The 25,725-nt window shown below is 67.7% G+C and carries 27 protein-coding genes, 1 tRNA gene, 1 pseudogene and 1 riboswitch; of the genes and pseudogenes, 11 read left to right on the forward strand and 18 right to left on the reverse strand.

Translation table 11 applies throughout. The features are described 5' to 3' along the window. Positions 1-286, forward strand: a 286-nt coding sequence (locus BLR21_RS15210) for an IS3 family transposase (protein ID WP_143027728.1), incomplete at its 5' end; no start/stop codon positions are given. Between the two features lie 121 nt (positions 287-407). Here the strand turns inward: BLR21_RS15210 and BLR21_RS15215 are convergent. Continuing rightward, entirely contained in the window at positions 408-1,037 is a 630-nt protein-coding gene (locus BLR21_RS15215; protein WP_338061045.1) for a pyridoxamine 5'-phosphate oxidase family protein, read from the reverse strand. Positions 1,038-1,371: 334 nt separating this feature from the next. On the opposite strand from BLR21_RS15215, the gene BLR21_RS15220 reads away from it, so the two are divergent. After that, positions 1,372-2,475 (forward strand): FAD-binding oxidoreductase, encoded by a 1,104-nt coding sequence (locus BLR21_RS15220; RefSeq protein WP_090006502.1) that lies wholly within the window; start codon positions 1,372-1,374, stop codon positions 2,473-2,475. 6 nt (positions 2,476-2,481) lie between these two features. Continuing rightward, positions 2,482-2,566, forward strand: a riboswitch (ZMP/ZTP riboswitch). 13 nt (positions 2,567-2,579) lie between these two features. Next, complete coding sequence (locus tag BLR21_RS15225; RefSeq protein WP_090006503.1) at positions 2,580-3,797, forward strand: serine hydroxymethyltransferase; 1,218 nt, start codon at positions 2,580-2,582, stop codon at positions 3,795-3,797. On the opposite strand, the gene BLR21_RS15230 is transcribed toward BLR21_RS15225, so the two are convergent. Continuing rightward, complete coding sequence (locus BLR21_RS15230; protein ID WP_090006504.1) at positions 3,780-4,355, reverse strand: TetR/AcrR family transcriptional regulator; 576 nt, start codon at positions 4,353-4,355, stop codon at positions 3,780-3,782. The genes BLR21_RS15225 and BLR21_RS15230 overlap by 18 nt on opposite strands. Before the next feature lie 83 nt (positions 4,356-4,438). Between BLR21_RS15230 and BLR21_RS15235 the strand changes: the two genes are divergently transcribed. Continuing rightward, a complete protein-coding gene (locus BLR21_RS15235) occupies positions 4,439-5,338 on the forward strand; it encodes an SDR family oxidoreductase (RefSeq protein WP_090006505.1) in 900 nt (299 codons plus the stop codon). Position 5,339: 1 nt separating this feature from the next. Here BLR21_RS15235 and BLR21_RS15240 read toward each other — a convergent pair whose 3' ends face one another. The 9 genes from BLR21_RS15240 to BLR21_RS15280 form a co-directional block, all read right to left on the reverse strand. Continuing rightward, positions 5,340-5,762 (reverse strand): hypothetical protein, encoded by a 423-nt coding sequence (locus tag BLR21_RS15240; RefSeq protein WP_090006506.1) that lies wholly within the window; start codon positions 5,760-5,762, stop codon positions 5,340-5,342. Beyond that, entirely contained in the window at positions 5,759-6,187 is a 429-nt protein-coding gene (locus BLR21_RS15245; protein ID WP_090006809.1) for a heat shock protein transcriptional repressor HspR, read from the reverse strand. The genes BLR21_RS15240 and BLR21_RS15245 overlap by 4 nt, the downstream gene beginning before the upstream one ends. Positions 6,188-6,192: 5 nt before the next feature. Next, a complete protein-coding gene (gene dnaJ / locus BLR21_RS15250) occupies positions 6,193-7,356 on the reverse strand; it encodes a molecular chaperone DnaJ (RefSeq protein ID WP_090006507.1) in 1,164 nt (387 codons plus the stop codon). A gap of 17 nt (positions 7,357-7,373) precedes the next feature. Further along, positions 7,374-7,997, reverse strand: coding sequence for a nucleotide exchange factor GrpE (gene grpE / locus BLR21_RS15255; protein ID WP_090006508.1), 624 nt, complete (start codon positions 7,995-7,997; stop codon positions 7,374-7,376). Next, a complete protein-coding gene (dnaK, locus tag BLR21_RS15260; RefSeq protein WP_030480052.1) occupies positions 7,994-9,865 on the reverse strand; it encodes a molecular chaperone DnaK in 1,872 nt (623 codons plus the stop codon). Before dnaK ends, grpE begins: the two co-directional genes overlap by 4 nt. 184 nt (positions 9,866-10,049) lie before the next feature. Beyond that, a complete protein-coding gene (locus BLR21_RS15265) occupies positions 10,050-10,892 on the reverse strand; it encodes a DUF4097 family beta strand repeat-containing protein (protein WP_143027729.1) in 843 nt (280 codons plus the stop codon). Between the two features lie 80 nt (positions 10,893-10,972). After that, on the reverse strand, positions 10,973-11,527 hold the full coding sequence (locus BLR21_RS15270; protein WP_090006510.1) for a hypothetical protein: 555 nt from the start codon (positions 11,525-11,527) through the stop codon (positions 10,973-10,975). Positions 11,528-11,531: 4 nt separating this feature from the next. Further along, a complete protein-coding gene (locus BLR21_RS15275) occupies positions 11,532-12,110 on the reverse strand; it encodes a TetR/AcrR family transcriptional regulator (RefSeq protein WP_090006511.1) in 579 nt (192 codons plus the stop codon). An 8-nt stretch (positions 12,111-12,118) separates the two neighbouring features. Next, positions 12,119-12,442, reverse strand: a complete 324-nt coding sequence (locus BLR21_RS15280) for a DMT family transporter (RefSeq protein WP_090006512.1) — start codon at positions 12,440-12,442, stop codon at positions 12,119-12,121. Between the two features lie 144 nt (positions 12,443-12,586). On the opposite strand from BLR21_RS15280, the gene BLR21_RS15285 reads away from it, so the two are divergent. Further along, positions 12,587-14,848 carry a (Fe-S)-binding protein gene (locus tag BLR21_RS15285; protein WP_090006513.1) on the forward strand — a complete coding sequence of 754 codons (2,262 nt, stop codon included), beginning with the start codon at positions 12,587-12,589 and terminating at the stop codon, positions 14,846-14,848. A gap of 59 nt (positions 14,849-14,907) precedes the next feature. Here the strand turns inward: BLR21_RS15285 and BLR21_RS15290 are convergent, their stop codons facing one another. From BLR21_RS15290 to BLR21_RS15300, 3 genes are read right to left on the reverse strand one after another with little or no spacing between them, the layout of a single operon-like run. Next, entirely contained in the window at positions 14,908-15,288 is a 381-nt protein-coding gene (locus BLR21_RS15290) for a phage holin family protein (RefSeq protein ID WP_090006514.1), read from the reverse strand. A 32-nt stretch (positions 15,289-15,320) separates the two neighbouring features. Then, positions 15,321-15,803: a hypothetical protein gene (locus BLR21_RS15295; protein ID WP_090006515.1), complete on the reverse strand. Its 483-nt coding sequence runs from the start codon at positions 15,801-15,803 to the stop codon at positions 15,321-15,323. Beyond that, entirely contained in the window at positions 15,794-16,159 is a 366-nt protein-coding gene (locus BLR21_RS15300; RefSeq protein ID WP_090006516.1) for a hypothetical protein, read from the reverse strand. The genes BLR21_RS15295 and BLR21_RS15300 overlap by 10 nt, the downstream gene beginning before the upstream one ends. A gap of 355 nt (positions 16,160-16,514) precedes the next feature. On the opposite strand from BLR21_RS15300, the gene BLR21_RS15305 reads away from it, so the two are divergent. Beyond that, positions 16,515-17,495: a cation diffusion facilitator family transporter gene (locus BLR21_RS15305; protein WP_090006517.1), complete on the forward strand. Its 981-nt coding sequence runs from the start codon at positions 16,515-16,517 to the stop codon at positions 17,493-17,495. On the opposite strand, the gene dcd is transcribed toward BLR21_RS15305, so the two are convergent. Next, positions 17,492-18,073: a dCTP deaminase gene (gene dcd, locus BLR21_RS15310; protein ID WP_090006518.1), complete on the reverse strand. Its 582-nt coding sequence runs from the start codon at positions 18,071-18,073 to the stop codon at positions 17,492-17,494. The genes BLR21_RS15305 and dcd overlap by 4 nt on opposite strands. A gap of 72 nt (positions 18,074-18,145) precedes the next feature. On the opposite strand from dcd, the gene BLR21_RS15315 reads away from it, so the two are divergent. The 3 genes from BLR21_RS15315 to BLR21_RS15325 all read left to right on the forward strand — a co-directional run bounded on the left by BLR21_RS15315 (position 18,146) and on the right by BLR21_RS15325 (position 19,473). After that, positions 18,146-18,216: transfer RNA gene (locus BLR21_RS15315), tRNA-Gly, on the forward strand. A gap of 384 nt (positions 18,217-18,600) precedes the next feature. After that, positions 18,601-18,969, forward strand: a complete 369-nt coding sequence (locus BLR21_RS15320; protein WP_090006519.1) for a roadblock/LC7 domain-containing protein — start codon at positions 18,601-18,603, stop codon at positions 18,967-18,969. Positions 18,970-19,101: 132 nt separating this feature from the next. Continuing rightward, on the forward strand, positions 19,102-19,473 hold the full coding sequence (locus BLR21_RS15325; RefSeq protein ID WP_176929648.1) for a hypothetical protein: 372 nt from the start codon (positions 19,102-19,104) through the stop codon (positions 19,471-19,473). Positions 19,474-19,554: 81 nt separating this feature from the next. Here the strand turns inward: BLR21_RS15325 and BLR21_RS15330 are convergent, their stop codons facing one another. Beyond that, a complete protein-coding gene (locus BLR21_RS15330) occupies positions 19,555-19,971 on the reverse strand; it encodes a hypothetical protein (RefSeq protein ID WP_090006521.1) in 417 nt (138 codons plus the stop codon). 158 nt (positions 19,972-20,129) lie between these two features. Next, a complete protein-coding gene (locus tag BLR21_RS15335; protein ID WP_090006522.1) occupies positions 20,130-21,638 on the reverse strand; it encodes a sodium:solute symporter family protein in 1,509 nt (502 codons plus the stop codon). A gap of 242 nt (positions 21,639-21,880) precedes the next feature. Between BLR21_RS15335 and BLR21_RS15340 the strand changes: the two genes are divergently transcribed. Beyond that, positions 21,881-22,519 (forward strand): LuxR C-terminal-related transcriptional regulator, encoded by a 639-nt coding sequence (locus BLR21_RS15340; RefSeq protein WP_030480067.1) that lies wholly within the window; start codon positions 21,881-21,883, stop codon positions 22,517-22,519. Positions 22,520-22,720: 201 nt separating this feature from the next. Further along, positions 22,721-24,556 carry an acyl-CoA dehydrogenase gene (locus BLR21_RS15345; protein WP_090006523.1) on the forward strand — a complete coding sequence of 612 codons (1,836 nt, stop codon included), beginning with the start codon at positions 22,721-22,723 and terminating at the stop codon, positions 24,554-24,556. A gap of 75 nt (positions 24,557-24,631) precedes the next feature. Here BLR21_RS15345 and BLR21_RS15350 read toward each other — a convergent pair. Next, positions 24,632-25,657: pseudogene (locus BLR21_RS15350) on the reverse strand (Cmx/CmrA family chloramphenicol efflux MFS transporter); the annotation flags it as partial. Positions 25,658-25,725 lie beyond the last annotated feature (68 nt).

Raw genomic sequence — 25,725 nt, forward strand, 5'->3', positions numbered from 1 at the left:
CGACCAGGGCCTGCACTACCAGCACCCCACCTGGCGCGCCATCCTCGACAAAGCCCGTCTGCCCCAGTCGATGTCCCGCCGAGGCAACTGCCTGGACAACGCCATGGCCGAGAACTTCTTCGGCCACCTCAAAGCAGAACTGTTCCACCACACCAAGTTCGACACCGTCACCGAGCTCACCACCGAACTCGACAACTACATCGACTGGTACAACACCACCCGCATCTCCACCACACTCGGCGGCCTGAACCCGGCCCAATACCGAGCCCAGAACCAACCCGCCTAACCTCCACTTAGCCAGTCCAACTTCCGGGGACCAGTTCAGGGCAGCGCCCCCAGGGGAAGCACGCAACCGCAAGGTCGCCGCCCGCAACCCAACCACCCACAAGAGTCGCGCCCCGTCAGACCTAAGCCGAAGCAGTCTTCCGAGCCTTGACCTCGAAAAAGTCGCCACCCTTCCGCCGAACGTCATCCGTCCCCCACTCCCGGATCCGATCCACAGGAACCATCCGGGGAATGTGCTTGCGACAGTGGATGTAGGCCTCCTCAACAGACACCACCACCCACCGCTCAACCTTCCGATCCTCATCAGCGGCGAACTCAGCGAACTCCTCCAGGGCAGCGATCCGCGCCCCTCCATTCACATGCAGCCCGATCAAATCCTCGGCAAAGTCCACCATCAACATCCCGACGTGCGGGTTCTCCATGATGTTCCCCAACGAAGCCATCACCCCGTTCCCCCGATACTCGGGGTAGACGAGCGTCCGCGAGTCGACCACCCGCAAAAACCCGGCAGGACCGGCCCGCAGCGAGGAGTCGCATGCTCCGTCCGCATCAGCGGTCGAGATGAAGGCCATCTCCATCCGGCCGACGAACGCGGCCATGACGGGGTTGAGGTGGTCCAGCACTTGGTCCGAGTAGAAGCGTGTGGCGCGGTCGGACGTCTCCAGGGCACATTGGAGGAAGTGCTCGCCGCGTGAGCCGGGGAGCTCGACACGGTCGGGTGAGGTGGTTTCAGTCAGCTCAGGCAGGGACACGCGCCCCACCCAAGCACGCAAGCGCGCAACCCGGTACGGACGGACCCTCACATTCACACTGTTGCGGTAACAACTACTCACCTAGAGTGACCATACTTCGCTCGAAGGTGGCATCAAGGAGTCAAACGGCCCGATCAGGGGTTACTGTCCACCCTGTCGGGGGACGGATGCTTGACGACGTACGGCGCCTTGCCGGTACCACTGAGAACTTGCCGGCGCCACTGAGAACGACGATGAAGAACGTGGAGACTGCGCGCGGACCATGACTGCGAACGCTGTGCTGAGCCCCATCCCTACCCCGCCCCACCGAGAACCCCCGCCTGGTGTCACCGCGATGGTGCGGATGATCCGGGAGAGCTTCGCGGTGGTGGAGCCGTATTCCGAAGAAGTGGCGAAGTTCTTCTACGGAATGCTCTTCTCGCTCTCGCCTGCCACACGCGAGATGTTCCCCGCGAACATGGAGGTGCAGCGCAGCCGTCTGCTGCGGGCCCTCGTGCACGTGGTGCAGATGGTCGACCGCCCGGACGACCTCATCCCCTTCCTGCGTCAGCTGGGTCGTGACCACCGGAAGTTCGGTGTCATCAACGTCCACTACGAGGCGGTCGGGACGGCACTGCTGTCCGCGGTGAAGAAGTTCTCCGGCGCCGCCTGGACGCCCAAGGTCGAGATGGCGTGGGCCGAGGCCTACACCCTCATGGCCAGGGCGATGCAGGAGGCGGCCGACGCCGACAACGGGCCCGCCTACTGGCACGCGACGGTGCTGGAGCACCAGCGCGTCTCGTGGGACCTGGCCGTCGTGCGCCTGCAGCCGGACCACCCGGTGAGCTACAAGGCCGGTCAGTACGTCAGCGTGGAGACGCCGCAGCGCAAGCGCCTGTGGCGGTACTACTCGCCGGCGAACGCACCGCGCGAGGACGGCGTCATCGAGTTCCACATCCGGTCCGTCGACGGCGGCTGGGTGTCCCGCTCGGTGGTCGGCCACACGCAGGCCGGTGACACGTGGCGGATCGGACCGCCCATGGGACGTCTGTCGGTCGACCGCACGGCCGGGACGGACATCCTGATGGTGGCCGGTGGCACGGGTGTCGCGCCGATGCACGCCATGATCGACGAGATGGCGCAGTACGGCGAGAACCCGCGCGTGCACCTGTTCTACGGCGGCCGCACCCGTGAGGACCTCTACGACTTGGACAACCTGCAGCGCATCGCGACCACGAACCCGTGGCTCACGGTCGTGCCGGTGCTGGAGTCCGACCCCGGCGTCCGGGGTGTCGAGCAGGGCAGCCTCGCCGACGTGGTCACCCGCTACGGCGCGTGGGAAGAGCGCGACGTCCTGGTCTGCGGCAGCCCCGCCATGATCAGATCGACGGTGTCCCGCATGCTGGTCGCCGGAACGCCGCTCGACCGCATCAAGTACGACCCGTTCACGCTGGACTAAACTCGGCACGTCGAAAGCGACTGGCGTGCCGAGGGTGGAAGTGACCACCGGGAAGCGACGGCCGAGCGCACCGAACGCCTGGGTGCCCGGCACGGAGTGATGCCGTGCTGCGCGAAGTCGATCCCGAGATCGCCACCCTGATCCAGGCCGAGGAACACCGCCAGGCCCGCAAGCTGCGCATGATCGCGTCCGAGAACGACGTGTCGGCGGCCGTGCTCGAGGCAACGGGCTCGGTGCTGACGAACAAGTACTCCGAGGGCTACCCCGGCAAGCGGTACTACGAGGGCCAGCAGGTCATCGACCAGGTCGAGCTGCTGGCGCAGGACCGCGCGAAGGCGCTCTTCGGCGTCGACCACGCGAACGTCCAGCCGTACTCGGGTTCCCCGGCGAACCTCGCCGTGTACCTGGCGTTCCTGCAGCCGGGCGACACCGTGATGGGCATGTCCCTGCCGATGGGCGGCCACCTCACGCACGGCTGGAGCGTCTCGGCCACCGGCAGGTGGTTCCGCAGCGCCCAGTACGAGGTCCGCAAGGACACCGGCCGTGTCGACATGGACGAGGTCCGCGCGCTCGCACTCGCCGAACGCCCGAAGGTGATCTTCTGCGGTGGCACGGCGATCCCGCGCACCATCGACTTCCCCGCATTCGCGGACATCGCCAGGGAGGTCGACGCGCTGCTGGTCGCCGACATCGCGCACATCGCGGGGCTCGTCGCCGGCGGCGCGCACCCGTCGCCGGTCGGGCACGCGCCGGTGATCACCACGACCACGCACAAAACGCTGAGGGGCCCGCGTGGCGCCATGATCCTCACCGACGCCGCGCACGCGAAGGCGATCGACCGTGCGATCTTCCCGGGCCTGCAGGGCGGCCCGCACAACCACACGACGGCCGCCATCGCCGTGGCGCTCAAGGAGGCCTCGCAGCCGGAGTTCCGCGACTACGCGCACATGATCGTGAAGAACGCGCAGGCGCTCGCGGAGGCGTTGCTGGAACGCGGCTTCGACCTCGTGTCCGGCGGCACGGACAACCACCTGGTGCTGATCGACCTGACGTCCAAGCTGATCGGCGGCAAGCCGGCCGCGCAGGCGCTCGACCGCGCGGGCATCGAGCTGAACTACAACGCCGTCCCGTTCGACACCCGCAAGCCGTTCGACCCGTCCGGCATCCGGCTCGGCACGCCGGGCGTCACGACGCGCGGCCTCCGGCCCGAGCACATGCCGTTGATCGCGGACTGGATGGACCGCGCGATCGCCGCGCACGACAACGACCAGGCGCTGGACCGCATCGCCGCCGAGGTCGAGGAACTACTCGGCTCGCTCTAGAGAACCGACGGCCGCACGCACGTCGCCGAACGTCCGGCGGGCGACTTCCGCGAAGTCCCCGCCGGTCTCCAGCCAGCGCTCATAGCCGTGGTTGAAGGCCAGCACGCCCAGCTCAGCGGCCACGGCGGCCTCGAGCTCCGGCACCCCGCGCTGCTTCAACGCGTCGGTCATCGCGACGGCGAACCCGACCATCTTCAACGCGGCCCGCTCGCGCAGTTCGTCGTTGCCCGCGATCACCACGAGCCGCTGCGGTCCGTGCGCCCGCCGCTCGTCGGTGAACGTCACGGCCGTCGCCACCAGCGCCGCCTCGACCGCCTCCAGCGGCCCCGCCTCCGCGGGCGCACCGGAGATGGCACCGGTCATCAGCTCGGCCAGCACGTCCTGGCCGCCGAAGAGCACCTCGCGCTTGTCCCGGAAGTGCCGGAAGAACGTGCTCTTCGTGAGGCCCGCGCGCTCGGCGATCTGCGCGACCGCGGTGTTCTCGTACCCCTGCTCGCTGAACAGGTCGAGTGCGGCGCGCACCAACCGCTCCCGCGCGTCCGGCTCCCATCGACCCATGACCTACATCCTAAGTGATGCGACTCAGTCCCATCACTCTGCTACGGTGATGAGACCAAGTCCCATCACTTGAAGGAAGTGCCATGAAGGTCTTCGTCACGGGCGCCAGCGGCCACGTCGGCTCGGCGCTGGTTCCAGAACTGCTGAACGCGGGTCACCAGGTCGTCGGACTGGCCCGGTCCGACGCCTCCGCCGCCAAGCTCGACACCCAGGGCGCCGCGGTCCGGCTCGGCGATCTGGACGACCTGGACGGGTTGCGCAAGGGCGCGGCCGAGGCGGACGCCGTGATCCATCTGGCGTTCAAGCACGACGAGATGTACGCGGGCGACTACCAGGGCGCCTCCGACGCCGATCTCGCCGTCGTCCGTGCCTTCCTGGACGAGCTCTCCGGCACCGGCAAGGCGCTGGTCGGCACCGCCGGCACGCTGGCGTACTCCGGTCTGGGCCGCACCGCCACCGAGGAGGAGCGGGTGTCGAGCGAGGGACCGCGCGGCGCCGCACGCAACCTGATCATCGACGCCGCGGACGTCCGGGGCTCGGTCGTCGTGTTGCCCCCGACCGTCCACAGTGCACTGGACACGGCGGGTTTCATCCCGATCCTGGTCAGGACCGCCCGCGCCACAGGCATTTCCGGCTATCCGGGCGACGGCGCGAACCGCTGGTCCGCCACGCACACGCTGGACGCGGCGAGGCTCTACCGGCTGGCCGCGGAGAAGGCCCCCGCGGGCTCGGTGCTGCACGCGGTCGCCGAGGAGGCCGTGACGATGAGGGAGATCGCCGAGGTCATCGGCCGGAAGCTGAACGTGCCCGTCGAGAGCATTCCGGCGGAACGTGCCCAGGAGCACTTCGGCCCGCTCGCGTTCATGGTCTCGCGGGACGCACCCACGTCCGGTGCGCGCACGAAGGCGTTGCTGGGCTGGGAAACGAAAGAACCCAGCATCCTGGAGGACCTGGAGGCCGGGTTCTACTTCGAGCAGCGGTGAGTCAACGGGCTTCTCGCCCGGCGACCCACTTCGCGAGGTGTTCGCCGGGAGCGTTGTCGCCCGTGCACTCCTCGACGAGGGCGGCGAAAGCGCGTGGCGTGGCGTCGTAGTACTCCTCGATCGCCTGCCGTTCACGCGCATCGCCCTTCTCGTGCGCCGTGTTCGCGATGCGCAGCCAGTAGAAGTCCGCGTCGAGCTCGCCGGCCGCGATCAGGTCCAGCACGCGCGGGAGCAGGTAGCGCGCGAAGTTCTCGTCGCCGATCGTCCCGGAACGCAGCCAGTACGTCTCGACCTGGTCAGCCGTCAGGTCGCGCAGCGCAACGTTCGTGAACGGCGCCACGTCCTCCGGCTTGACGCAGTGGTCGCAGTAGTCGACCACGCGCGGGCGCGGCGCCTCGAAGACCTCGTAAACACGCTCGATCATTTGCGGGGCCTCGGTTTCCAGACGACGAGGGCGGTCTCCTGCCGGATCGGCACGAGGTCGCGCCGATAGGACGCGTGCACGGCGGCGGCCGTGGAGTCGGCTGCCGCCATGGCCTGCGCGAGCTCCTGCTGGAGTTCGGCGACCCGCGACCGCAGCGCGTCGACCTGGTTCTCCAGGTCGATGATCCGCTTGATGCCGGCGAGGTTCACGCCCTCGTCCTGCGAGAGGCGCTGGACTTCGCGCAGCAGCACGATGTCGCGCATCGAGTAGCGGCGGCCGCCACCGGACGTGCGGCCCGGCGAGACCAGGCCCATCCGGTCGTAGGACCGCAGGGTCTGGGCGTGCAGGCCCGACAGCTGGGCTGCCACCGAGATCACGAAGAACGGCGTGTCCTCATCGGTTCCCGGCGGGAACGGAAAACCCACCGAACTCACCGCCCTTCAAGGAGTGCGTTCAGATCGCCGCGCGGGTCATGGTCCTGGGTCACGTCCGCGTACGCCTCGAGTGCCTTGCGGGCCTCGGACGACAGGTTGTTCGGCACCGCGACCTCCAGGGTGATCAGGAGATCGCCCGCGGTCCCGTCCCGCTTCGTGATCCCCTTGCCCCGCGCCCGCAGCACCCGCCCGGAGGCGGTACCGGCAGGCACCTTCAGGGAGACCTTGCCGTCCAGCGTGGGCACGGTCAACGTGGTTCCGAGCGCGAGCTCGGCGAACGTCATCGGCGCCGTCAGCGTCAGGTCGTTGCCCTGACGGCCGAAGATGCCGTGCGGGTTGACGTGTACGCGCACGAACAGATCGCCGTTCGGGCCGCCGTTGCGGCCTGGTTCGCCTTGCCCGGCAAGGCGAATCCGCTGGCCGTCGGAGACTCCCGACGGGATCCGGACCGTCAGCGTGCGGGTGCGGGTACTGACGCCGTCGCCACCGCACTCGAGACACGGGTCGTCGATGATCCGGCCGGTGCCACGGCAGTCGCGGCACGGCTCGCTGAACGCGAACGCGCCCTGCGACCGCGTGACGAGGCCGGAACCAGAGCACGTCGCGCAGGTGTGCGGGGTGGTGCCGGGCTTGGCGCCGGAACCGTTGCACGTCGTGCAGGCGGCGGGGGACGACAGGCGCAGCGGCACCGTCGCTCCCTTCACCGCCTCGGTGAAGTCGATGCGGACGTCGGTCTCGACGTCCTCACCACGACGCGGCCGCGTGGGCGAACCCGCCGCCGCGCCGCCGCGCCGGTTGAACAGCCCGCCGAGCAGGTCGCCCAGGCCGCCGCCACCGGTGCCCTGCGCGGCACGGCCGAACAGGTCGTTGACGTCGAACCCGCCGGAGCCGAAGCCGCCGGAACCCGGGAACCCGCCGCCGCCCGCGAACAGGCGGCGGGCCTCGTCGTACTGCTTGCGCTTGGCCGGGTCCGACAGCACGCCGTAGGCCTCGGAGACCGCCTTGAAGCGGGCCTCCGCCTTGGCGTCACCGGGGTTCGCGTCGGGGTGCAGCTCGCGCGCGAGCTTGCGGTACGACTTCTTGATCTCGTCCGCGGTCGCCTCGGAGGAGACGCCCAGCTCGCGGTAGAAGTCCTTCTCGATCCAGTCCCTCTGACTCACCGGACGGCTCCTCCTCCCTAGGCTTCTTCGGACGGTGCGGCTGCGGCGGGCTCGTGGTCGGTCACCGCGACGAGCGCGGGCCGGACGAGCTTGTCGCCGAACTTGTAGCCACGACGCAGAACGGCCGTGACGGTCGGGCCCTCGACGTCCGGGGACGTGCTGTGCTGCACGGCCTCGTGCACCGACGGGTCGAACGCCTCGCCGTCGTGCGCGAACGGCTCCAGACCGGTCTTGGCCAGCGTGGACACGAGCTTGTCCGCCACCGCCTTGAAGGCACCGGTCAGGTCGCCGTGCGCGGCGGCCCGCTCGATGTCGTCCAGCACCGAGAGCAGTTCGGAGGCGACGGACGCCTTCGCGTTGTTGATCACCGCTTCCCGGTCGCGTTCCACCCGCTTGCGGTAGTTCGCGTACTCGGCGGTGAGCCGCTGCAGGTCGGCGGTGCGCTCGTCGAGCTGGGTCTTCAGCTCGGCGGCCACCTCGTCCACGACCTCGGCGACCAGGGGCTCTTCTACCGGAGCACTGTCCTCGGCAGCGTGGGCCGGCGGCCGGACGTCACCCGTTTCGGGGTCGATCCGGCGCCGGTCGTTCACGACTACCTGAGGCTGCTCCTCATCAGGGGCGGCATGCCTCGGTTCGGTCACTTCTTCTCGTCCTCGTCCACGATCTCGGCGTCGACGACGTCGTCCTGGCCGGCCTTGGCACCGGCGCCCGCACCAGCGGCACCCGGCGCGTCGGCACCGGGAGCCTCGGCACCGGGGGCACCCGGCGCGTTGGCGTAGATCGCCTGGCCGATGGCCTGGGACTCGGTCGCGAGCTTCTCGACCGCCGTCTTGATGGCGTTGATGTCGGTGCCCTTGAGCGCCTCGGTCGCCTCGGCGATCGCCGCGTTGACCTTGTCCTTGATCTCGGCCGGGAGCTTGTCGTCGTTCTCCTTGACGACCTTCTCCGTCTGGTAGACGAGCGTCTCGGCCTGGTTGCGGACCTCGGCCTCCTCGCGGCGGCGCTTGTCCTCCTCCGCGTGGGCCTCGGCGTCCTTCACCATGCGGTCGATGTCGTCCTTCGGCAGCGCGGAGCCACCGGTGATCGTCATCGACTGCTCCTTGCCGGTGCCCAGGTCCTTCGCCGACACGTGGACGATGCCGTTCGCGTCGATGTCGAAGGTGACCTCGATCTGCGGCACGCCACGCGGGGCGGGCGGCAGGCCGGTCAGCTCGAACATGCCGAGCTTCTTGTTGTGCGCCGCGATCTCGCGCTCGCCCTGGAAGACCTGGATCTGCACGGACGGCTGGCTGTCGTCGGCCGTCGTGAAGGTCTCGGAGCGCTTCGTCGGGATCGTGGTGTTGCGCTCGATCAGCTTGGTCATGATGCCGCCCTTGGTCTCGATGCCGAGGGACAGCGGGGTGACGTCGAGCAGCAGGACGTCCTTGACCTCACCCTTGAGGACACCGGCCTGCAGGGCGGCGCCGACGGCGACGACCTCGTCCGGGTTCACGCCCTTGTTGGGCTCGCGACCGCCGGTCAGCTCCTTGACGAGCTCCGCGACGGCGGGCATGCGGGTCGAGCCACCGACGAGCACGACGTGGTCGATGTCGCCGACGGAGACGCCCGCGTCCTTGATCACGTTGTTGAACGGCGCGCGGGTGCGCTCGAGCAGGTCGTTCGTGATCCGCTGGAACTCGGCACGGGACAGCGTCTCGTCGAGGAACAGCGGGTTCTTGTCGCCGTCGACCGTGATGTACGGCAGGTTGATCGAGGCGTTGTTGGAGCTCGACAGCTCGATCTTGGCCTTCTCGGCAGCCTCACGGATGCGCTGGAGGGCCATCTTGTCCTTGGTCAGGTCGATGCCGTTGGCCTGCTTGAAGCGCTCGACCAGCCAGTCGACGACGCGCTGGTCCCAGTCGTCGCCACCGAGGTGGTTGTCACCGGAGGTCGCCCGGACCTCGACCACGCCGTCGCCGAGCTCGAGCAGCGAGACGTCGAACGTGCCGCCACCGAGGTCGAAGACCAGGATGGTCTGCTCCTTCTCGCCCTTGTCGAGGCCGTAGGCCAGAGCGGCCGACGTCGGCTCGTTGACGATCCGGAGCACGTTGAGGCCCGCGATCTGGCCGGCCTCCTTGGTGGCCTGGCGCTGCGCGTCCTCGAAGTAGGCCGGGACGGTGATGACCGCGTCGGTGATCTCTTCGCCCAGGTACGCCTCGGCGTCGCGCTTGAGCTTCATCAGCACGCGCGCGCTGATCTCCTGCGAGGTGTACTTCTTGCCGTCGATCTCGTCGGTCTGCCAGTTGGTGCCGACGTGACGCTTGACCGACCGGATGGTGCGGTCGACGTTGGTGACGGCCTGGTTCTTCGCGGGCTGGCCCACGAGGACCTCGCCGTTCTTGGCGAACGCGACGATGGACGGAGTCGTCCTGGAGCCCTCCGAGTTGGCGATGACCGTCGGCTCACCGCCTTCGAGGACTGCGACGACCGAGTTGGTCGTCCCGAGGTCGATGCCGACTGCACGCGCCATTGGAGTTCCTTCCGCTAGTACTTGTTGAGCGTTGCTGACTCAAGTTTGCCATCCGCTCAACCTTGAGCCTACCCGACTCAAGCTTCCTGCCTGTCCCAACGGCCGGCAAAGTCCGCTTGTTCCCTCACAACGCACTGAGGACCACCCTTGTGGAGTGGTCCTCAGCACATCCCCCTGGTCGAACTCAGGCCGCGAGCACTTGGACGTCCCCCGAGCCCGCGTTGAGGTTGAGCTCGATCGACGCGTTCGGATCGGTCGGGACGTGGATCGAGCGCTCACCGCTGCCCGACGAGCCGGTGATCTTGAACGGACCCCCTGGCACCCGGACGGTGACGCCGCCGGACCCGGTGTTGGCCCGCACCGACTTCGCCGCCGACAACGTCAGGGCGATGTCCCCGGAGTCGGCTTTGGCGATCACCTCGTTGTCCATCGAGGTGCCCTCGATGTCTCCGGAACCGGTGTCGAGCAGTGCCTTGCCCTTGATCGCGTCCAGGACGATCCGGCCGGATCCCACGTCAGCCGTGACGGCGCCACCGATCCTGGTGCCGTCGAAGCGACCGGACCCGGTCTTCACCTTGGCGTCCCCCGCGATGTCGCGGATGGTGATCCTGCCGGAGCCAGTCTTGAACTCGACGGAGGCCAGCCCCTCGATGATCACGTCCCCCGAACCGATGTCGCCGACCACCGTCGTGTCCGCGGACGGCACCACGACCTCGTAGTTGATCTCGCAGTCCCTGCCGCAGCCGTCCAGCACCAGCGTGTTGCCCTCGACGCGGTGTGCGACGCCCGACGGCTTGGTGTCCTTCGAGTGCTCGACCCTGCGGTGGATCTTCGCCTCGGTCAGGCCCTGCTGGTACCGGATCGTCACGTCCCCGGAATCCTGGTCGCTGCGGACCTTCACCGAGGTGAACTTCTCCGCGACGACGTGGTCGTCGGAGAACTCGTACTTCATGATGCGGATGCCACAGCCGGTCGACACTGTGAGCACCGCCCCCGCCACCAACGCCACCAGCGCCGTCCTCATCATGAGCACAAAACTAGAGGTGCTGTCGCTCAGCTACACGGCTGCAAGCCCCCGAAGGCGGGGTGGGGTTCTCCCTACCTAGGTCAGACCAGGTCTTCGAGCACCGCGCGCAACGCGGGAGCAGTGCGCGCCGGGTCGTTGAGGAACCTCGTCGACGCCAGCACGTGCGCGGGCGCGATCCGTTCCCACAGCAGGCCGTCGACCGGCACCTCGGCGATGTGCAGCTCGACGCTCTGCGCCCACCGGCCGATGCGCGACTCGATGCCGCGCAGCACGTCGCCCATCGGCAACGCGGCGGGGCTCTGCACCTGGTGCAGTCGCTCGATACCCGGCTTCAGCGCGAGCACCACGGCACGGCTGGACGGGCGGGTCAGCAACGCCTCGGCGTCCTCGGGGGTCTGGGGTTCGGCGTTGCGCCTGCACGCGTCCAGCGCGTCGGCCCACCAGCCCGGCCATTCGGCGGTCACGGCGGCGCGGTCGGTGCCCGGCGGCACCTGCACCGGTAACGACGGGTCCAGGCCCGGCACGTGCGGCTCGACGTCGACCGACAACGCCAGCGAGTCGCGCACGTAGAGCGCGGCGAGCAGCCCCAGGCTCACCCCGTGGCTGATGCCGGACACCTCTCGCGCGAACTTCATGACCTCATTGTTCCCGCGGTGCGGCCGTGAGATCGTCGCAGCCGCGGATCAAGAAGGACACAATTGGCTCCAGCTCGTCCTCGTTCGGAGCAACGTCGGCGATCAGGCCCTGCATCAGCAGCCCGTCGATGGCCGCGAGGAACGCCCGGAACGCGACGGGATCCGCCGGCCGCGCCACCTCCACGGCCCGGTCCAGCCACCGGCGCGCGGCGGGCCTCAGCTCGGGACGCCGGCCGGCCAGCAGGTACAGCTCGTACTCGGCGAGCGTGCGGCTCCGGTTCTCGTTGACCGCCTTCGCCAGGCTCCGCGCGATCTCGCGGGCGCAGCCGCCGCTCGCGACGATCTTCAGCATGTCGTCGCACAGCTCTTCCGCCGACCACAGCAGCGTGGCGATCAGCAGGTCGTCGAGTGTCGCGAAGTAGTAGGTGGGTGCCGTCGTCGGCACGCCCGCCTCACGGGCGACGCTGCGATGCGTCACGCCCGCGACGCCGTCGCGTTCGATCACGCGCAGGGTGGCCTCGACGATGGCACGCCGCTTCTTCTCACCACGCGCCTTGCGGCCGTCGACCTTCTGCAACTCCACTGTCGCGGTCAGTGCGTCCTCCCGAGTTCGAGCGTCACCACGCCTCCGATGATCAGAACCAGTCCGATGACCATCGTGGGGTTGAGGGTTTCGCCGAGGAACTTCCAGCCGATGATCGCGACTGATGCAACGCCGACAGCGGACCATACGGCGTAGGCGACGCCCACGGGCATACCCAACTTCAACGCGCGCGAAAGCACGGTGAAGGCGATGGCGTAACCGAGGACGACGACCACGGACGGCCAGAGTCTGGTGAAGCCCTCGGACAGCTTCAACGAGACGGTGGCGGCGATCTCCGCCACGATCGCCGCGGCGAGATACAGGTACAACACGGCGGCCTCCGGCTGCTCAGGACAACTACCTGAACAAGTGTTCCACAAGTTTTTGATCAATTTCCGGATTCTTGACCGGTACGTGAGGAGACACCGGCCACGTCCAAGTGGTTACTCATGAGTAACGTGGCCTAGAATCCCGCCATGACCCTCCAGCTGGTTCTCGGACTCGTCGCCGTGGCGGTGAGCGTCGTCGCCTGGGGCGTGTTCGTCGCCGCCGTGCTGAAGCAGATCAGGATCATCCGGCTCGGCCAGCCGGACGGCACCCGCATGGGCCCGTTCGTGCCGCGCATGAAGACGATGATCGTCGAGTTCGTCGCGCACACCAGAATGGCGAAGTTCCGTTCGGTCGCCCCGTGGCACTGGATGGTGATGTGGGGCTTCCTCATCGGCTCCGCGGTGCTGTTCGAGGCGTACGGCGAGGTGTTCGACCCGCACTTCCACTGGCCGATCATCGGCACGTGGTCGGTCTGGCTGCTGCTGATCGAACTGCTGGGCCTCGGCACGGTCGTCGGTGGTGTGGCCCTGGCGGTGATCCGCCAGCGCAACCACCCGCGCCGCGCCGACAGGGTGTCCCGGTTCCAGGGCTCCGACTTCAAGTCCGCGTACTTCGTCGAGGCCGTCGTGATCATCGAGGGCGTCGGCATCCTGATGGTCAAGGCGTTCAAGCAGTCGAGCGGCCTGGAGGTCGCCCCGCTGTGGACGTCGTTCGTGACGCAGCCGCTCGCGCAGATCCTGCCCGCCGCGCCCATCTGGGTGTCGGTGATGGCGCTGGTCAAGCTGCTGAGCGGCATGATCTGGCTGATCGTGGTCGGCCGGAACCTCACGATGGGCGTCGCCTGGCACCGGTTCTCGGCGTTCTTCAACATCTACTTCAAGCGCGAGGACGACGGTGGCGTCGCTCTGGGCGCGCTGAAGCCGATGATGTCCGGCGGCAAGGTCCTGGACCTGGAGGAGGCCGACCCGGACAAGGACGTGTTCGGCGTCGGCAAGGTCGAGGACTTCAGCTGGAAGGGCTGGCTCGACTTCTCCACCTGCACCGAGTGCGGCCGCTGCCAGTCGCAGTGTCCCGCCTGGAACACCGCCAAGCCGTTGTCCCCCAAGCTGCTCATCACGCAGCTGCGCGACCACGCCTACGCCAAGGCGCCGTACCTGCTGGCGGGCGGCTCGCGCGACATGGCCGGCGACGAGGTCGGCCTGACCGAGGACAAGTACGAGGACTACAAGAAGCGCCTCGAGTCCATCGACGTGCTGGCGATGGCCGAGGCCGACCGCCCGCTGGTCGGCGGCCCGGACGAGCTGGGTGTCATCGACCCCGAGGTGCTGTGGTCCTGCACGACCTGCGGCGCGTGCGTCGAGCAGTGCCCCGTGGACATCGAGCACGTCGACCACATCGTCGACATGCGCCGCTACCAGGTGCTGATCGAGTCGAACTTCCCGTCCGAGCTCGGCGGCATGTTCAAGAACCTGGAGAACAAGGGCAACCCGTGGGGCCAGAACTCCAAGGACCGCCTGGCGTGGACCGAGGGCCTCGAGTTCGAGGTGCCGGTGTTCGACGGCGACCTCGGCGACGCGGAGTACCTGTTCTGGGTCGGCTGCGCCGGCGCGTTCGAGGACCGCGCGAAGAAGACCACCCGCGCCGTCGCCGAGCTCCTGCACACCGCGGACGTCAAGTACACGGTGCTCGGCCCGGAGGAGACCTGCACCGGTGACCCGGCCCGCCGCGCCGGCAACGAGTTCCTCTTCCAGATGCTCGCGCAGCAGAACGTGGAAGTGCTGAACTCCGTGTTCGAGGACCGGCCCGCCGGCCAGCGCAAGATCGTCGTGACGTGCGCGCACTGCTTCAACACGCTGGCGAACGAGTACCCGCAGGTCGGTGGCACGTACGAGGTCGTGCACCACACGCAGCTGCTGAACAAGCTGGTGCGCGAACGCCGCCTGGTGCCGGTCGCACCGGTCACCGAGGACGTCACCTACCACGACCCGTGCTACCTGGGCCGCCACAACAAGATCTACGAGGCACCGCGTGAGCTGATCGGGGCGTCGGGCGCGAAGCTGCGCGAGATGCCGCGGCACGAGGAACGGTCCATGTGCTGCGGTGCCGGTGGCGCCCGCATGTGGATGGAGGAGCGGATCGGCAAGCGCATCAACGTCGACCGCGTGGACGAGGCCCTCTCGACCGCGCCGTCGAAGATCGCGACGGGCTGCCCGTTCTGCCGCGTGATGCTGACCGACGGCGTGACCGCGCGTCAGGCCGACGGCCTGGCAGGGGCACACGTCGAGGTCGTGGACGTGGCTCAGATGCTGCTCGAGTCCGTGAAGCGCGGTACCGAGAAGCAGGACACGCCGACCGACGAGGTCCCGACCGGCACGCCGTTGCCGGACCAGGACAAGGCGAAGGCCTAGCCAAGGCAAGGGAATGGCCCTCGGTCCGTTGTGGACCGAGGGCCATTTTCGTTGTGATGTCAGTCTTTGTCGGTGACCTTGTCGTAGACCACGTTCAGTACCCAGCCCGCCAGGGCGACGATGATCGCGCCCCAGAACGCGGGCCAGAAGCCGTCGACGCGGAACGGCAGGTCGAACTGCTCTGCCAGCCACCCGGTGAGCATGAACAGCAGCGCGTTCACCACGAGCCCGATGAGACCGAGCGTCAGCAGGTAGAACAGGCAGCCGAAGAACTTCACCAGCGGCTTCACGATCGCGTTCACCAGGCCGAAGATCACCGCGACGCCGATCAGCGTGAGGATCCTCGACCCGGTGGAACCCTCGCCCAGGTCGATGCCGGGAAGGGCGGTCGACACCCACACCGCCACGGCGGTCAGCAGCACTTGCACCAAGATGCCCATGCGGCAGACTAACCGTGACGGGTCCTATGTGGTCAGGAGCGGCGACGGCGCGCGAGGAAGAACGCGCTCGTGCCCGCCGCGAGCAACAGGGCGCCGGGACCCAGGAAGCCCAGCGGTGACGCGCCGGTCGACGCGAGACCGGCGAAGTTGCCCGCCTGGGCCACAGCCGGAGTGGTGGTGGTCGTGGCCGGCGCGGTGGTGGTCGGGGCGGTGGTCTCCGCACCCTTCTCGACGACCTTCGCGGCGATCTGCAGGATGTTGTCGCTGGGGTCGACGTCCTTCAGCCCGCGCATCGGGTCGAACACGACCAGCTGCAGGCCGGTGAAGATGGTGCCGGTGGGTGTGAACGTCAGCTCGATCTCGGCCGTCTCGCCGGGAACGATCTTGCGCTTGAGCTCGAACTGGGTGCCGGTGTGAGCTGCGAGGCTGTCGCTGTACCGGATCAGCTTCGCGTGGAACCGGCCCAGCCCGATCGTCGGCATGGCCGGCGCGTTGCCGGTGTTGATCAGCTGCACCTTCGCGGTGATCTCCTCGCCGACCAGGTAGGTGTCCTTGACCGGCGAGAGCGACCCCTTGACGGTGATGTTCGCCGCCGCGGTGATGTGGTGCTGGTGTAGTTCGTGACGCCGAGGTTCTCGACCAGGTACGTCGACTTGGGAATCTTGCCGGCCCGATATCGGCCGTCCGCTCCTAGGACCACGGTGAAGGTGCGTCCGCCGACCTGGTCGGTGACCCGAACGCCGGTGCCCCAGGTCTGGACGCCGTCGCCGACGTCGTAGGCGTTGTTCCCGTTGCGGTCGAGGTAGACGCGGCCGACGATGTCGATCTTCTCGTCCCGAGCGAGGGCGGGAACGCCCGTCGCGAGCAGCACGATCTCGCGGCCGGGATCAACGTGCCGTTCGCGAGTTGCTTGCGCGTGAGCCGGTGCGGTGGCCCGATCCAGAAGAGCCGGGCGAGGACCTCGTGGTCCGCGCGGTTCAGCCCGTGCGGCGCGGCGAGGAAACGGTTGCCCACCCCGCAATGCCAGTTGCGCCCACATGCAGAACGGCCCGCGTCTCTCCCGGACGCGGGCCGTTCCGTCTTACCCCCTGGTGATCAGCGTCCCCCCGGTGCGGATCCCGCCTGTAAGACACCTCAGCCGCCCTCGATGTTGCCCCCGCCGCCGAATGTCACTCGAATGCAGTAGTGGACGGGTGCCCTGCGCCCTGCCACCTAGGCTGATCGACATGAGCGAGAAGCCGCAGGGCTCGGGCGAAAGCACGCTGACCGTCGTCCTCGCACTGCTGGTCAACCTGGCCATCGCGGTCATGAAGGCCATCGCGGGCGTTTTGACCGGATCGGCCGCAATCCTCTCGGAAGCCGCGCACTCGGTGGCCGACACGTTCACCGAGGCACTCCTGCTGACCGCTCTCCGCCGTTCGGGCCGGCCGGCCGACCGCCGCCACCCGTTCGGCTACGGCAAGGACCGCTACTTCTGGTCGTTGCTCGCGGCGGTCTCGATCTTCGCCTCGGGCGCGATGTTCGCGTTCTACGAGGGCTTCCGCACGGTCTTCGGCGAGCCGGAAGAGCAGAGCCGGCCGTTGGTCGGCTACGTCGTGCTGGGCCTGGCGTTCGTCCTGGAGTCCGTCTCGTGGACGCAGGCGTTCCGGCAGGTTCGTTCCGAGTCCGCCGCGCACGGCCGCGGGTTCTGGGACTTCCTGCGCGTCTCCGACGACCCGACCGTGAAGACCGTGTTCCTGGAGGACTCGGCCGCTTTGATCGGCCTGGTACTGGCGTTCGCGGGCCTCGGCCTGCACCAGCTGACCGGCTCGTCGCTGTGGGACGGCCTCGCGTCGCTGGCGATCGGCCTGCTGCTCGCGCTGGTCGCTTACGTCCTGGCGCGCACGAACCGCGGCCTGCTGATCGGACAGCAGGCAGACCCGGTGATGGTGAGGTCGATCTGGCGCCGGCTGTCCGAGGCGTCCGAGGTGGACGCCGTCGTGGACGTCCTGACGATGTCGATCGGCACCGACCGCGTGTTGCTGTGCGCGCGGCTCGACTTCGACGACGCGCTGACGGCACATCAGCTGGAAGGCGCGTGCGTGCGCATCTCCGCGGAGTTGCGCACGCAGTTCCCGGACCTGGACGAGATCTTCCTCGAGCCCGTCCCGCGCACCGATCCCGAACTGCGCCGGCGGGTGCTGGAGCGGTACGGCGACCTGAGTTAGCGCCGCGTGTCGGTCTGGTGGAAGTTCAGGTAGGCGCGGCTCGGCGTCGGCCCGCGCTGGCCCTGGTACCGGCTGCCGGCCTGCGTCGAGCCGTACGGGTACTCCGCCGGGCTCGACAGCTTGAACAGGCACAGCTGCCCGATCTTCATGCCGGGGTGCAGCGTGATGGGCAGGTTCGCGACGTTCGACAGCTCCAGCGTGATGTGGCCGGAGAAGCCGGGGTCGATGAAGCCCGCGGTGGAGTGCGTGAGCAGACCGAGCCTGCCGAGGCTGGACTTGCCTTCGAGCCGCCCGGCCAGGTCGTCCGGCAGCGTCACCATCTCGTAGGTCGACCCGAGCACGAACTCTCCGGGGTGCAGCACGAACCGCTCGCCCTCCGGCGTCTCGACCAGGCTCGTCAGCTCGTCCTGCTGCTGCGAGGGGTCGATGTGGGTGTACTTGGTGTTGTTGAAGACCCGGAAGAACCGGTCCAGCCGCACGTCGAAGCTCGACGGCTGGAGCATCTCGGCGTCGAAGGGGTCGAGGACGAGACGGCCTGACTCGACCTCTTTGCGCAGATCCTGGTCACTCAGCAGCACCCGGACAGGTTAACCGAAGCGGGCGCACCAGAGGTTCCCGCGCTGTGTATGATCGGCCACGAGCTTGCTCACGCGGGTGTAGTTCATTGGTAGAACGACAGCTTCCCAAGCTGTAGAGGCGGGTTCGATTCCCGTCACCCGCTCGAAACCGGCCCCGGTGTGTGCCTGCGTAATGCGCAGGCCGCACCGGCTTCGGTGTTTCTGGGGCCGAGCCCCCAGACCCCAACCGGGCGGGCTCAGCCCCTAACCCTGACGTCGTAGCCGGCACCCCTTTCCAGCAGGTTCATTTATCGGCAATGAAACGCTGGCCGTCTCAATTGGAATGCTTCACTCGATCAGGTGACGCTTGACTTGGGTTGGCACTGTCGGAAGGTAAGAAGTAGCCCTGGCGGCCGCTCTTTCGATTCGAGTACCGGAGTCGCCGGCACGTTGCGCACTGTGGGCGGATTTCGAAATCTCCCTGAGGTCTTCGGAGGTGTGGTGTTTGTCCTGAGCGGTTCTACATTTCCGATTCTGAAGGGAGTGAATTGGACTACGACGCTCTGAGCGCCGAACTGCGAAAGCTTCGAGAAAACGTCTCCGGAGTGACCGACACGGTCATCGCCGCGTCCGACGGCATTCCCATCGTCGCCGACGTGACGAAGGACATCGACCCCGCCCATATCTCCGCGCTGGCCGCCGCCGATCTCGGAATCGCACGTGAGGCGGCGGAGGTGATCGGTCTGGGCACGCTCAGTCATACCGTCGTGTTCGGCAGCGAGGGCTACCTGGCCGTGTACGCCATCGGCAGGTTGTCGCTGGTGGTCGTCCTCGGGGACAAGGGCCTGAACCTCGGCCGTCTGCTGCACGAGACCCGGCCCGTGATCGAGCGGGTCGGCGTGATCCTCTCCTCGTAGACGCACCAGTGCGAAAAATGGTCGTAGCCCATGTCCACGCTTGGTTCACGGCTCTCGTCAATGATGTCTTCTTTCTGGAGACATTTCCGCACGCGACCGCCTCGGTCACCAGACACAGGGAAGTGGAGTTTGATGAACATCGATACCGCGTTGAAGGAAGCCATGTCCATCTCCGGCGCTGTCGGTGTCGCGCTGGTCGACTACGACAGCGGGATGTCGCTCGGCACCAGCGGCGGAGGTGACTGGCTGAACCTGGAGATCGCGGCGGCCGGGAACACCGAGGTCATTCGTTCGAAACTCCGGGTGATGCAGTCGCTCGGCCTCAGCGACAGCATCGAGGACATCCTGATCACGCTGCACCGGCAGTACCACCTGATCCGGTTGATGGGCGGCGTGAAGAACAGGGGTTCGCTCTTCCTGTACCTGGTGCTGGAACGGGACAACGCGAACCTCGCGCTGGCCCGGCACCAACTCAGACGCATCGAAAGCGACCTGATCGTCTAGATCGGGTCGACACCGCGGAAATGCCGAAATCCCTCCGCGCGGAAAGGCTTTCGGCATTTCCGGAACAATCGTCCGGGAGCGTTAGTCGACCGGTAGGCCCCACGGCCGGCGGTCGAGCTCCACCCAGCCGCCACCGCGTGCGAGTGCCGCGCGCACACCGGCCACGTGGTCAGCGAACGACGCAAGGTCCCCGTGCAGCAGTTCGGCTCGCTCGACGTCCAACGGGTGTGTGTCGTCGTGCCACAGGTCGACCGCGAACGAAGCGACGAACGACATCGACTGCAGGAGCTGAACCAGCGCCACGGAAGGCCGCGGAGTCTCCGTCAGATAGGAGAGGCGGATCTCCTCGCACACGGCCAGCAGCGATCGCACCTGACGGATGGCGTCGGCCGGCGTGCCGTCCCACGACGGGTCCGGCCACACGCGGTCGCTCAGCTCCAGCCAAAGCCGCCAGCCCGTGGCGAGTTCCGCGTCGTCTGCAGGAGACCACTTACCCATGCATCCACTGTGCATGCGTGGGCAGGAAGAGTCTCGTGACGATGACGCACGCCACGGCAACCGATGCGCCACACACGCGTCTTGTATGCCCTACGTCTGGCTCGCGGCGGCGACCCTGTTCGGGTGCGCCGCCGCGAGGACCATGAGGAACGACCGGCCTAGGCCTTCACCCGCTCCGGTTCGGGCTCGTCGGAGTTGAGCGAGTCGAGCAGGACGTCGCGCTCGGTGGAGGGCTCCTTCTTCAGGAAGCCGATCGACAGGTAGAGCACCAGCGAGAGCAGCAGCGGCCACGACACGAGTACGCCCTTGGTGACCCAGGCGGCCTTGTTCAGCTGCTCGATGTACAGGAACGCCCACATGCCCAGGCCGCCGACGACCGAGGCGATCGCCGCCGTCGAGCCGACCTTGCGGAACCACGGCAGCAGGCCGAGCATCAGCGGGATCGCGATCGGGCCCATCGTGGCGGCGACCAGGTCGACGACCACCTTGAGCACGAAGCCCTGGCCTCCGGACGCGATAGCGATGATCATGCTTATGCCGATGAAGGAGAAGGTCGTGATGCGGGCCAGCTTCAGCTGGTTGTCCGCGGAGAACGTCTTCACCTTCTTCCAGAGGTGCGGCAGCATGTCGCGGTTGATGACCGCGGCGATGACGTTCGCGTCCGACGACACCATGGCCATGGTGTGCGAGAAGAAGCCCGCCAGGACCAGGCCGATCATGCCCGCGGGCAGCATCTGCTTGCCCATCTCGATGTACGCGTTCTCCGCCTGCGCTCCTTCGAGGCCCGGCACGATCAGCGGCGCTGCCCACATCGGGAGGAACAGCACGAGCGGCCACACGAGCCACAGCGCGGACGAGAGCAGCGCGGACCGCTTGGCCGCGAAGCCGGACGGCGCGGCCATGTAGCGCTGCGCCAGGTTCCACATGCCGCCGTTGTACTCGAGCGTCTTGATCAGGAAGAGCGCCATCAGGAACGTCGACGTGTACGGGCCCGCCAGCGGGTCGCTGTGGCTCTCCGGGAGCTTGTCCCAGATCGTCACGGGGAAGTCCCAGCCGAGGGTGGTGGCGACCGCGAACAGCATCGCGAAGCCGGCGGCAGCCTGGATGATGAACTGGCCGAAGTCGGTGAGCGCGTCGGCCCAGAGGCCGCCGAGCACGGAGTAGATCATCGTGACCACGCCGATGATGACGATGCCCCAGGTGATCGGGACACCCGCGAAGCCGCGGAGCAGGATCGAGACGGCCGCCCACTTGGCGGCGATGTCGACGACCTTGAGCAACGCACCCGCGTAGGCCATGACCTGCTGGGTGGGCACGTTGTAGCGCTTCGCCAGGTACTCGAGCGGCGACTTGACGTCGTGCTTCGCGCGCAGGCGGTTCCACCGCGGCGCGAACAGGAACGCACCGATGCCGACGCCGATGCCGATCGTCAGTGACCACCACACGTAGACGGTGAGTCCGAGCCGGTACGCCTCGGAGGCGAACGCCACGAACATGACCGCGCTGTAGCCCGACATGTGGTGCGAGATGCCGGACAACCACCACGGCATCTTGCCGCCTGCCGTGAAGAAGTCGGCGATGTTGTGAACTCGCCCGCGCGACCAGAGTCCGATCCCGACCATCACGAAGAAATAGCCGACAACCACGATCCAATCGAGGGTGCCCATGTGACCTCCTTGCGTGCACACACGTGTGCCCGCGAGAGCACCAGGCCTCATGGCGGCGGAACCTGGCACATCCGCACGGGATATGTGACGTAGGTCTTACGAGACTGTTGCGGTGGGGCGGAAGACCTTCGGCCGTCTTGAATCACATTCGTGATCCTTGTTCACCCACGTGAACTTATGATTCCGCGTCACGCGTCCGAGTGAACGACGTCTCTCCTCCAGAAGCACGAACGGAGGTGCTGATGCTCCCGCCCGGCCGGCCCACTCCCGGCGTCGCACTGATCGATCCCGTACCGCTCTACCGCGAAGGTCTGTCCGCACTGGTCAGACGAACTCCCGGCCTGCGCTGGCTCGGTTCGACCGGTGACCTGCACGCCGCCGTTCGCCTGCACGGACGGCTGCGTCCCGACGTGCTGCTCATCGACTCCGTGCTCGACCCGGTGGGCCATCTGGCCCGGCTGCTGGTCGAACGCGATCCAGCCCTGCTCGTCATCGGACTCGTCCGCGACGCGCACTCGCACGCGAACTACGTGACGACCGCGTTGGAGGCAGGAGTCCGTGGCGTCGTGCCGCGCAGCGCCCAGCCCGAACAGATGCTGCGGGTGATCGCCGAGACGATCCGCTCGCGCGGCTACGTGCACCCCGACCTGCGGCCGAAGGACCGGCCGACGCTGTCCAAGCGCGAGTACGAGGTGCTCACGCTCATCGCGGACGGCCTGGAGAACCAGCAGGTCGCGAACGAGCTGATCGTGTCCGTCGAGACCGTGCGAACCCACGTCAAGGGCATCCTGCGCAAGCTCAGCGCACGCGATCGGACGCACGCGGTGTCCCTCGCCTACCGGTCAGGACTGCTGATCGGCCGCCCAGCCATGCTCGAGTGACCGGCGCTCCACTTCCCGAGATGGTCTCCGAACGCCCAGCGGGCGTCTGACCGGCCCTCATGCCTGATTCAGGCCACTCGGAGGACTGTCTACTTCGCCACCAGTGGGTGGTCGGCCTTGCCGGGGTTACTGTCGAGTAATACTCTGTTGTTACCGGTCAGTAGGCGACCCCGCCGCGACCCTGAGGAGTGAGCTGACGAGATGGGCCACTACAAGAGCAACGTCCGGGATCTCGAGTTCAACCTGTTCGAGGTCTTCAACGTGCAGGACCACCTCGGCAAGGGGCCGTTCGAGCAGTCCGACGAGGACACTGCGCGCAGCGTGCTGGCCGAGGTGAAGAACCTCGCCGAGGGTGTCCTCGGGGACTCCTTCGTCGACGCCGACCGCAACCCGCCGGTGTTCGACCCGGCGACGCACTCGGCCACCCTGCCGGAGTCGCTGAAGAAGTCGTACCAGGCGGTGTGGGACGGCGAGTGGTACCGCCTGTTCCTGCCGAACGAGCTGGGCGGCTTCGGCACCCCGCCGTCGGTCACGTGGGCCGCGTCCGAGCTGCTGCTCGGTGCGAACCCGGCCGTCTACATGTACCTGGCGGGTCCGAGCTTCGCGACGGTCGTCTACAACAACGGCACTGAGCGCGACAAGCAGTGGGCTCAGCTGATGATCGACCGCGGCTGGGGCGCCACGATGGTGCTGACCGAGCCGGACGCCGGTTCCGACGTCGGCGCCGGCCGCACCAAGGCCTTCAGGCAGGACGACGGCAGCTGGCACATCGAGGGCGTGAAGCGCTTCATCACGTCCGCCGACCAGGATCTGACCGAGAACATCATGCACATGGTCCTCGCGCGTCCCGAGGGCGAAGGCATCGAGGCGAAGCCCGGCACCAAGGGCCTGTCGCTGTTCCTGGTGCCGAAGTTCCACTTCGACCCGGAGTCCGGTGAGCTGGGCGAGCGCAACGGCGCCTTCGTCACCAACGTCGAGCACAAGATGGGCCTCAAGGCGTCCACGACGTGCGAGCTGACGTTCGGCCAGCACGGCGTGCCTGCCAAGGGCTGGCTGCTCGGCGAGGTGCACGACGGCATCGCGCAGATGTTCGACGTCATCGAGTACGCCCGCATGATGGTCGGCACCAAGGCCATCGCGACGCTGTCGACCGGCTACCTGAACGCGCTGTCCTACGCCAAGGAGCGCGTGCAGAGCGCCGACCTGACGCGGATGACGGACAAGACCGCGCCGCGCGTCACCATCACCAACCACCCGGACGTCCGCCGCAGCCTGATGCTGCAGAAGGCGTACGCCGAGGGTCTGCGCGCCGTGTACCTGTACACCGCGACGCAGCAGGACAAGGTGATGTTCGGCGGCGACGACGCGAAGCTGGCGGCCAAGGTCAACGACCTGCTGCTGCCGATCGTCAAGGGCGTCGGCTCGGAGCGCGCGTACGAGCAGCTGGCGCAGTCGCTGCAGACGCTGGGCGGCTCGGGCTTCCTGCAGGAGTACCCGATCGAGCAGTACATCCGCGACGCGAAGATCGACTCGCTGTACGAGGGCACCACGGCCATCCAGTCGCTGGACTTCTTCTTCCGGAAGATCATCCGCGACAAGGGCGAGGCGCTCACGTTCATCAACGGCGAGATCCAGAAGTTCCTCGACAACGAGGGCGGCAACGGCCGTCTGAAGGAGGAGCGGGCGCTGCTCAAGCAGGGTCTCGAAGACCTGCAGGGCATGCTCGGCGCGCTGGTCGGCTTCCTGACCACCTCGCAGGAGGACGTCCGCAACCTCTACAAGGTCGGCCAGAACTCGGTCCGCCTGCTGATGACCGCCGGTGACGTCCTCGTCGGCTGGCTGCTGCTGCGCCAGGCCGAGGTCGCGCTGGAGAAGCTCGGTGGCACGCCGTCCGCCAAGGACAAGGCGTTCTACGAGGGCAAGGTCGCGGTGGCGTCGTTCTTCGCGAAGAGCGTGCTGCCGGAGCTCACCGCTCGCCGCAAGATCGCCGAGTCCACGGACAACGCGCTGATGGACATCGACGAGAGCGTTTTCTAAGCGCCCCTCGACGGACTACGGGTCCTCGCACCTCCTGCCCGGGGTGCGAGGACCCGTTTTTCATTGCGCCACGAAGAGGAGCGGGCCGGCCACGGCGCCGATGTTGAGCGCGGTGGTCGCGTAGGAGCCGGCCATCGTCGGCGCACCTGCGGCGTGGTGCAGCACCCTCGCGATCAACGTGCTGCCCACCGCGAACGACACCACACCGAGCGCGAACACCAACGGCAGCAACACGATCGGCTCACGGCCGAGCACGTCGAGGCTGAACCATCCCGAGAGCACCAGCACTCCGCCGATCGCGACGACCGGACGTGCCGCAGAGCCGGACAGGCGTCCACCTGTGGTGACCCCCGCGAACGAGCCGACGCCGAAGAGCACCAGCACGACGGACACCCACCAGTCACCCAGCCCGGCGACGTCGGTGACGACCGGGGCCAGGAACGTGAAGTGGCCGAAGGTCACCGCGTTCACCAGGACCGCGAGCGCGATCACCAGCACCAGCCGCGGTTTTCGCAGCTCCGCCAACTCGGGTCGCAACGCGACGGCTGTGTGCTGCTGCCGGGACGGAATCCCTTTGAGGACACCGGCTGCGGCCGGCACACAGAGCACCGCGACGGCCAGGAACGTGGCACGCCAGCCGAGCGCGGTGCCGAGCAGCGATCCTCCCGGCACACCGGCGATCATGGCCACCGTCGTGCCGGACAGCAGCACGGCGAGCGCCCGTCCACGTTGCCGTGGCGGCACTGATGCCGTGGCGGTCGTCAGCGCCACGGCGAGGAAACCGGCGTTCGCGAGCGCGGCCACCACCCTGGTCACGAGCAACACGGCGAAGCTCTCGGTGACGGCCCCGATCAGGTGTGCGGCGAGGAAGACAGCGAGGAACGCGAACAGGCTGAACCTCGGTGGCCAGTTGCGGGCCAGCGCGGCCATCAGCGGTGCGCCGACGACCATCCCTGCCGCGAAGGCCGAGGTGAGCGTACCGGCGGTGCCCACGGACACGTGGAAGTCGGCGGCGACGGCGGGCAACAGCCCGGAGAGCATGAACTCAGAGGTGCCCATGGCGAACAGGGCCAGGGCGAGCAGGTACAGCGAAAGAGGCACGGAGGAGCTCCGAGGACGAGGGGTTTACCGGGGCTGACGGCTAGACCGCAGACCCGACCCTGGATGCC

Source organism: Lentzea albidocapillata subsp. violacea (genome assembly GCF_900100275.1).
Taxonomy (GTDB): domain Bacteria; phylum Actinomycetota; class Actinomycetes; order Mycobacteriales; family Pseudonocardiaceae; genus Lentzea; species Lentzea violacea.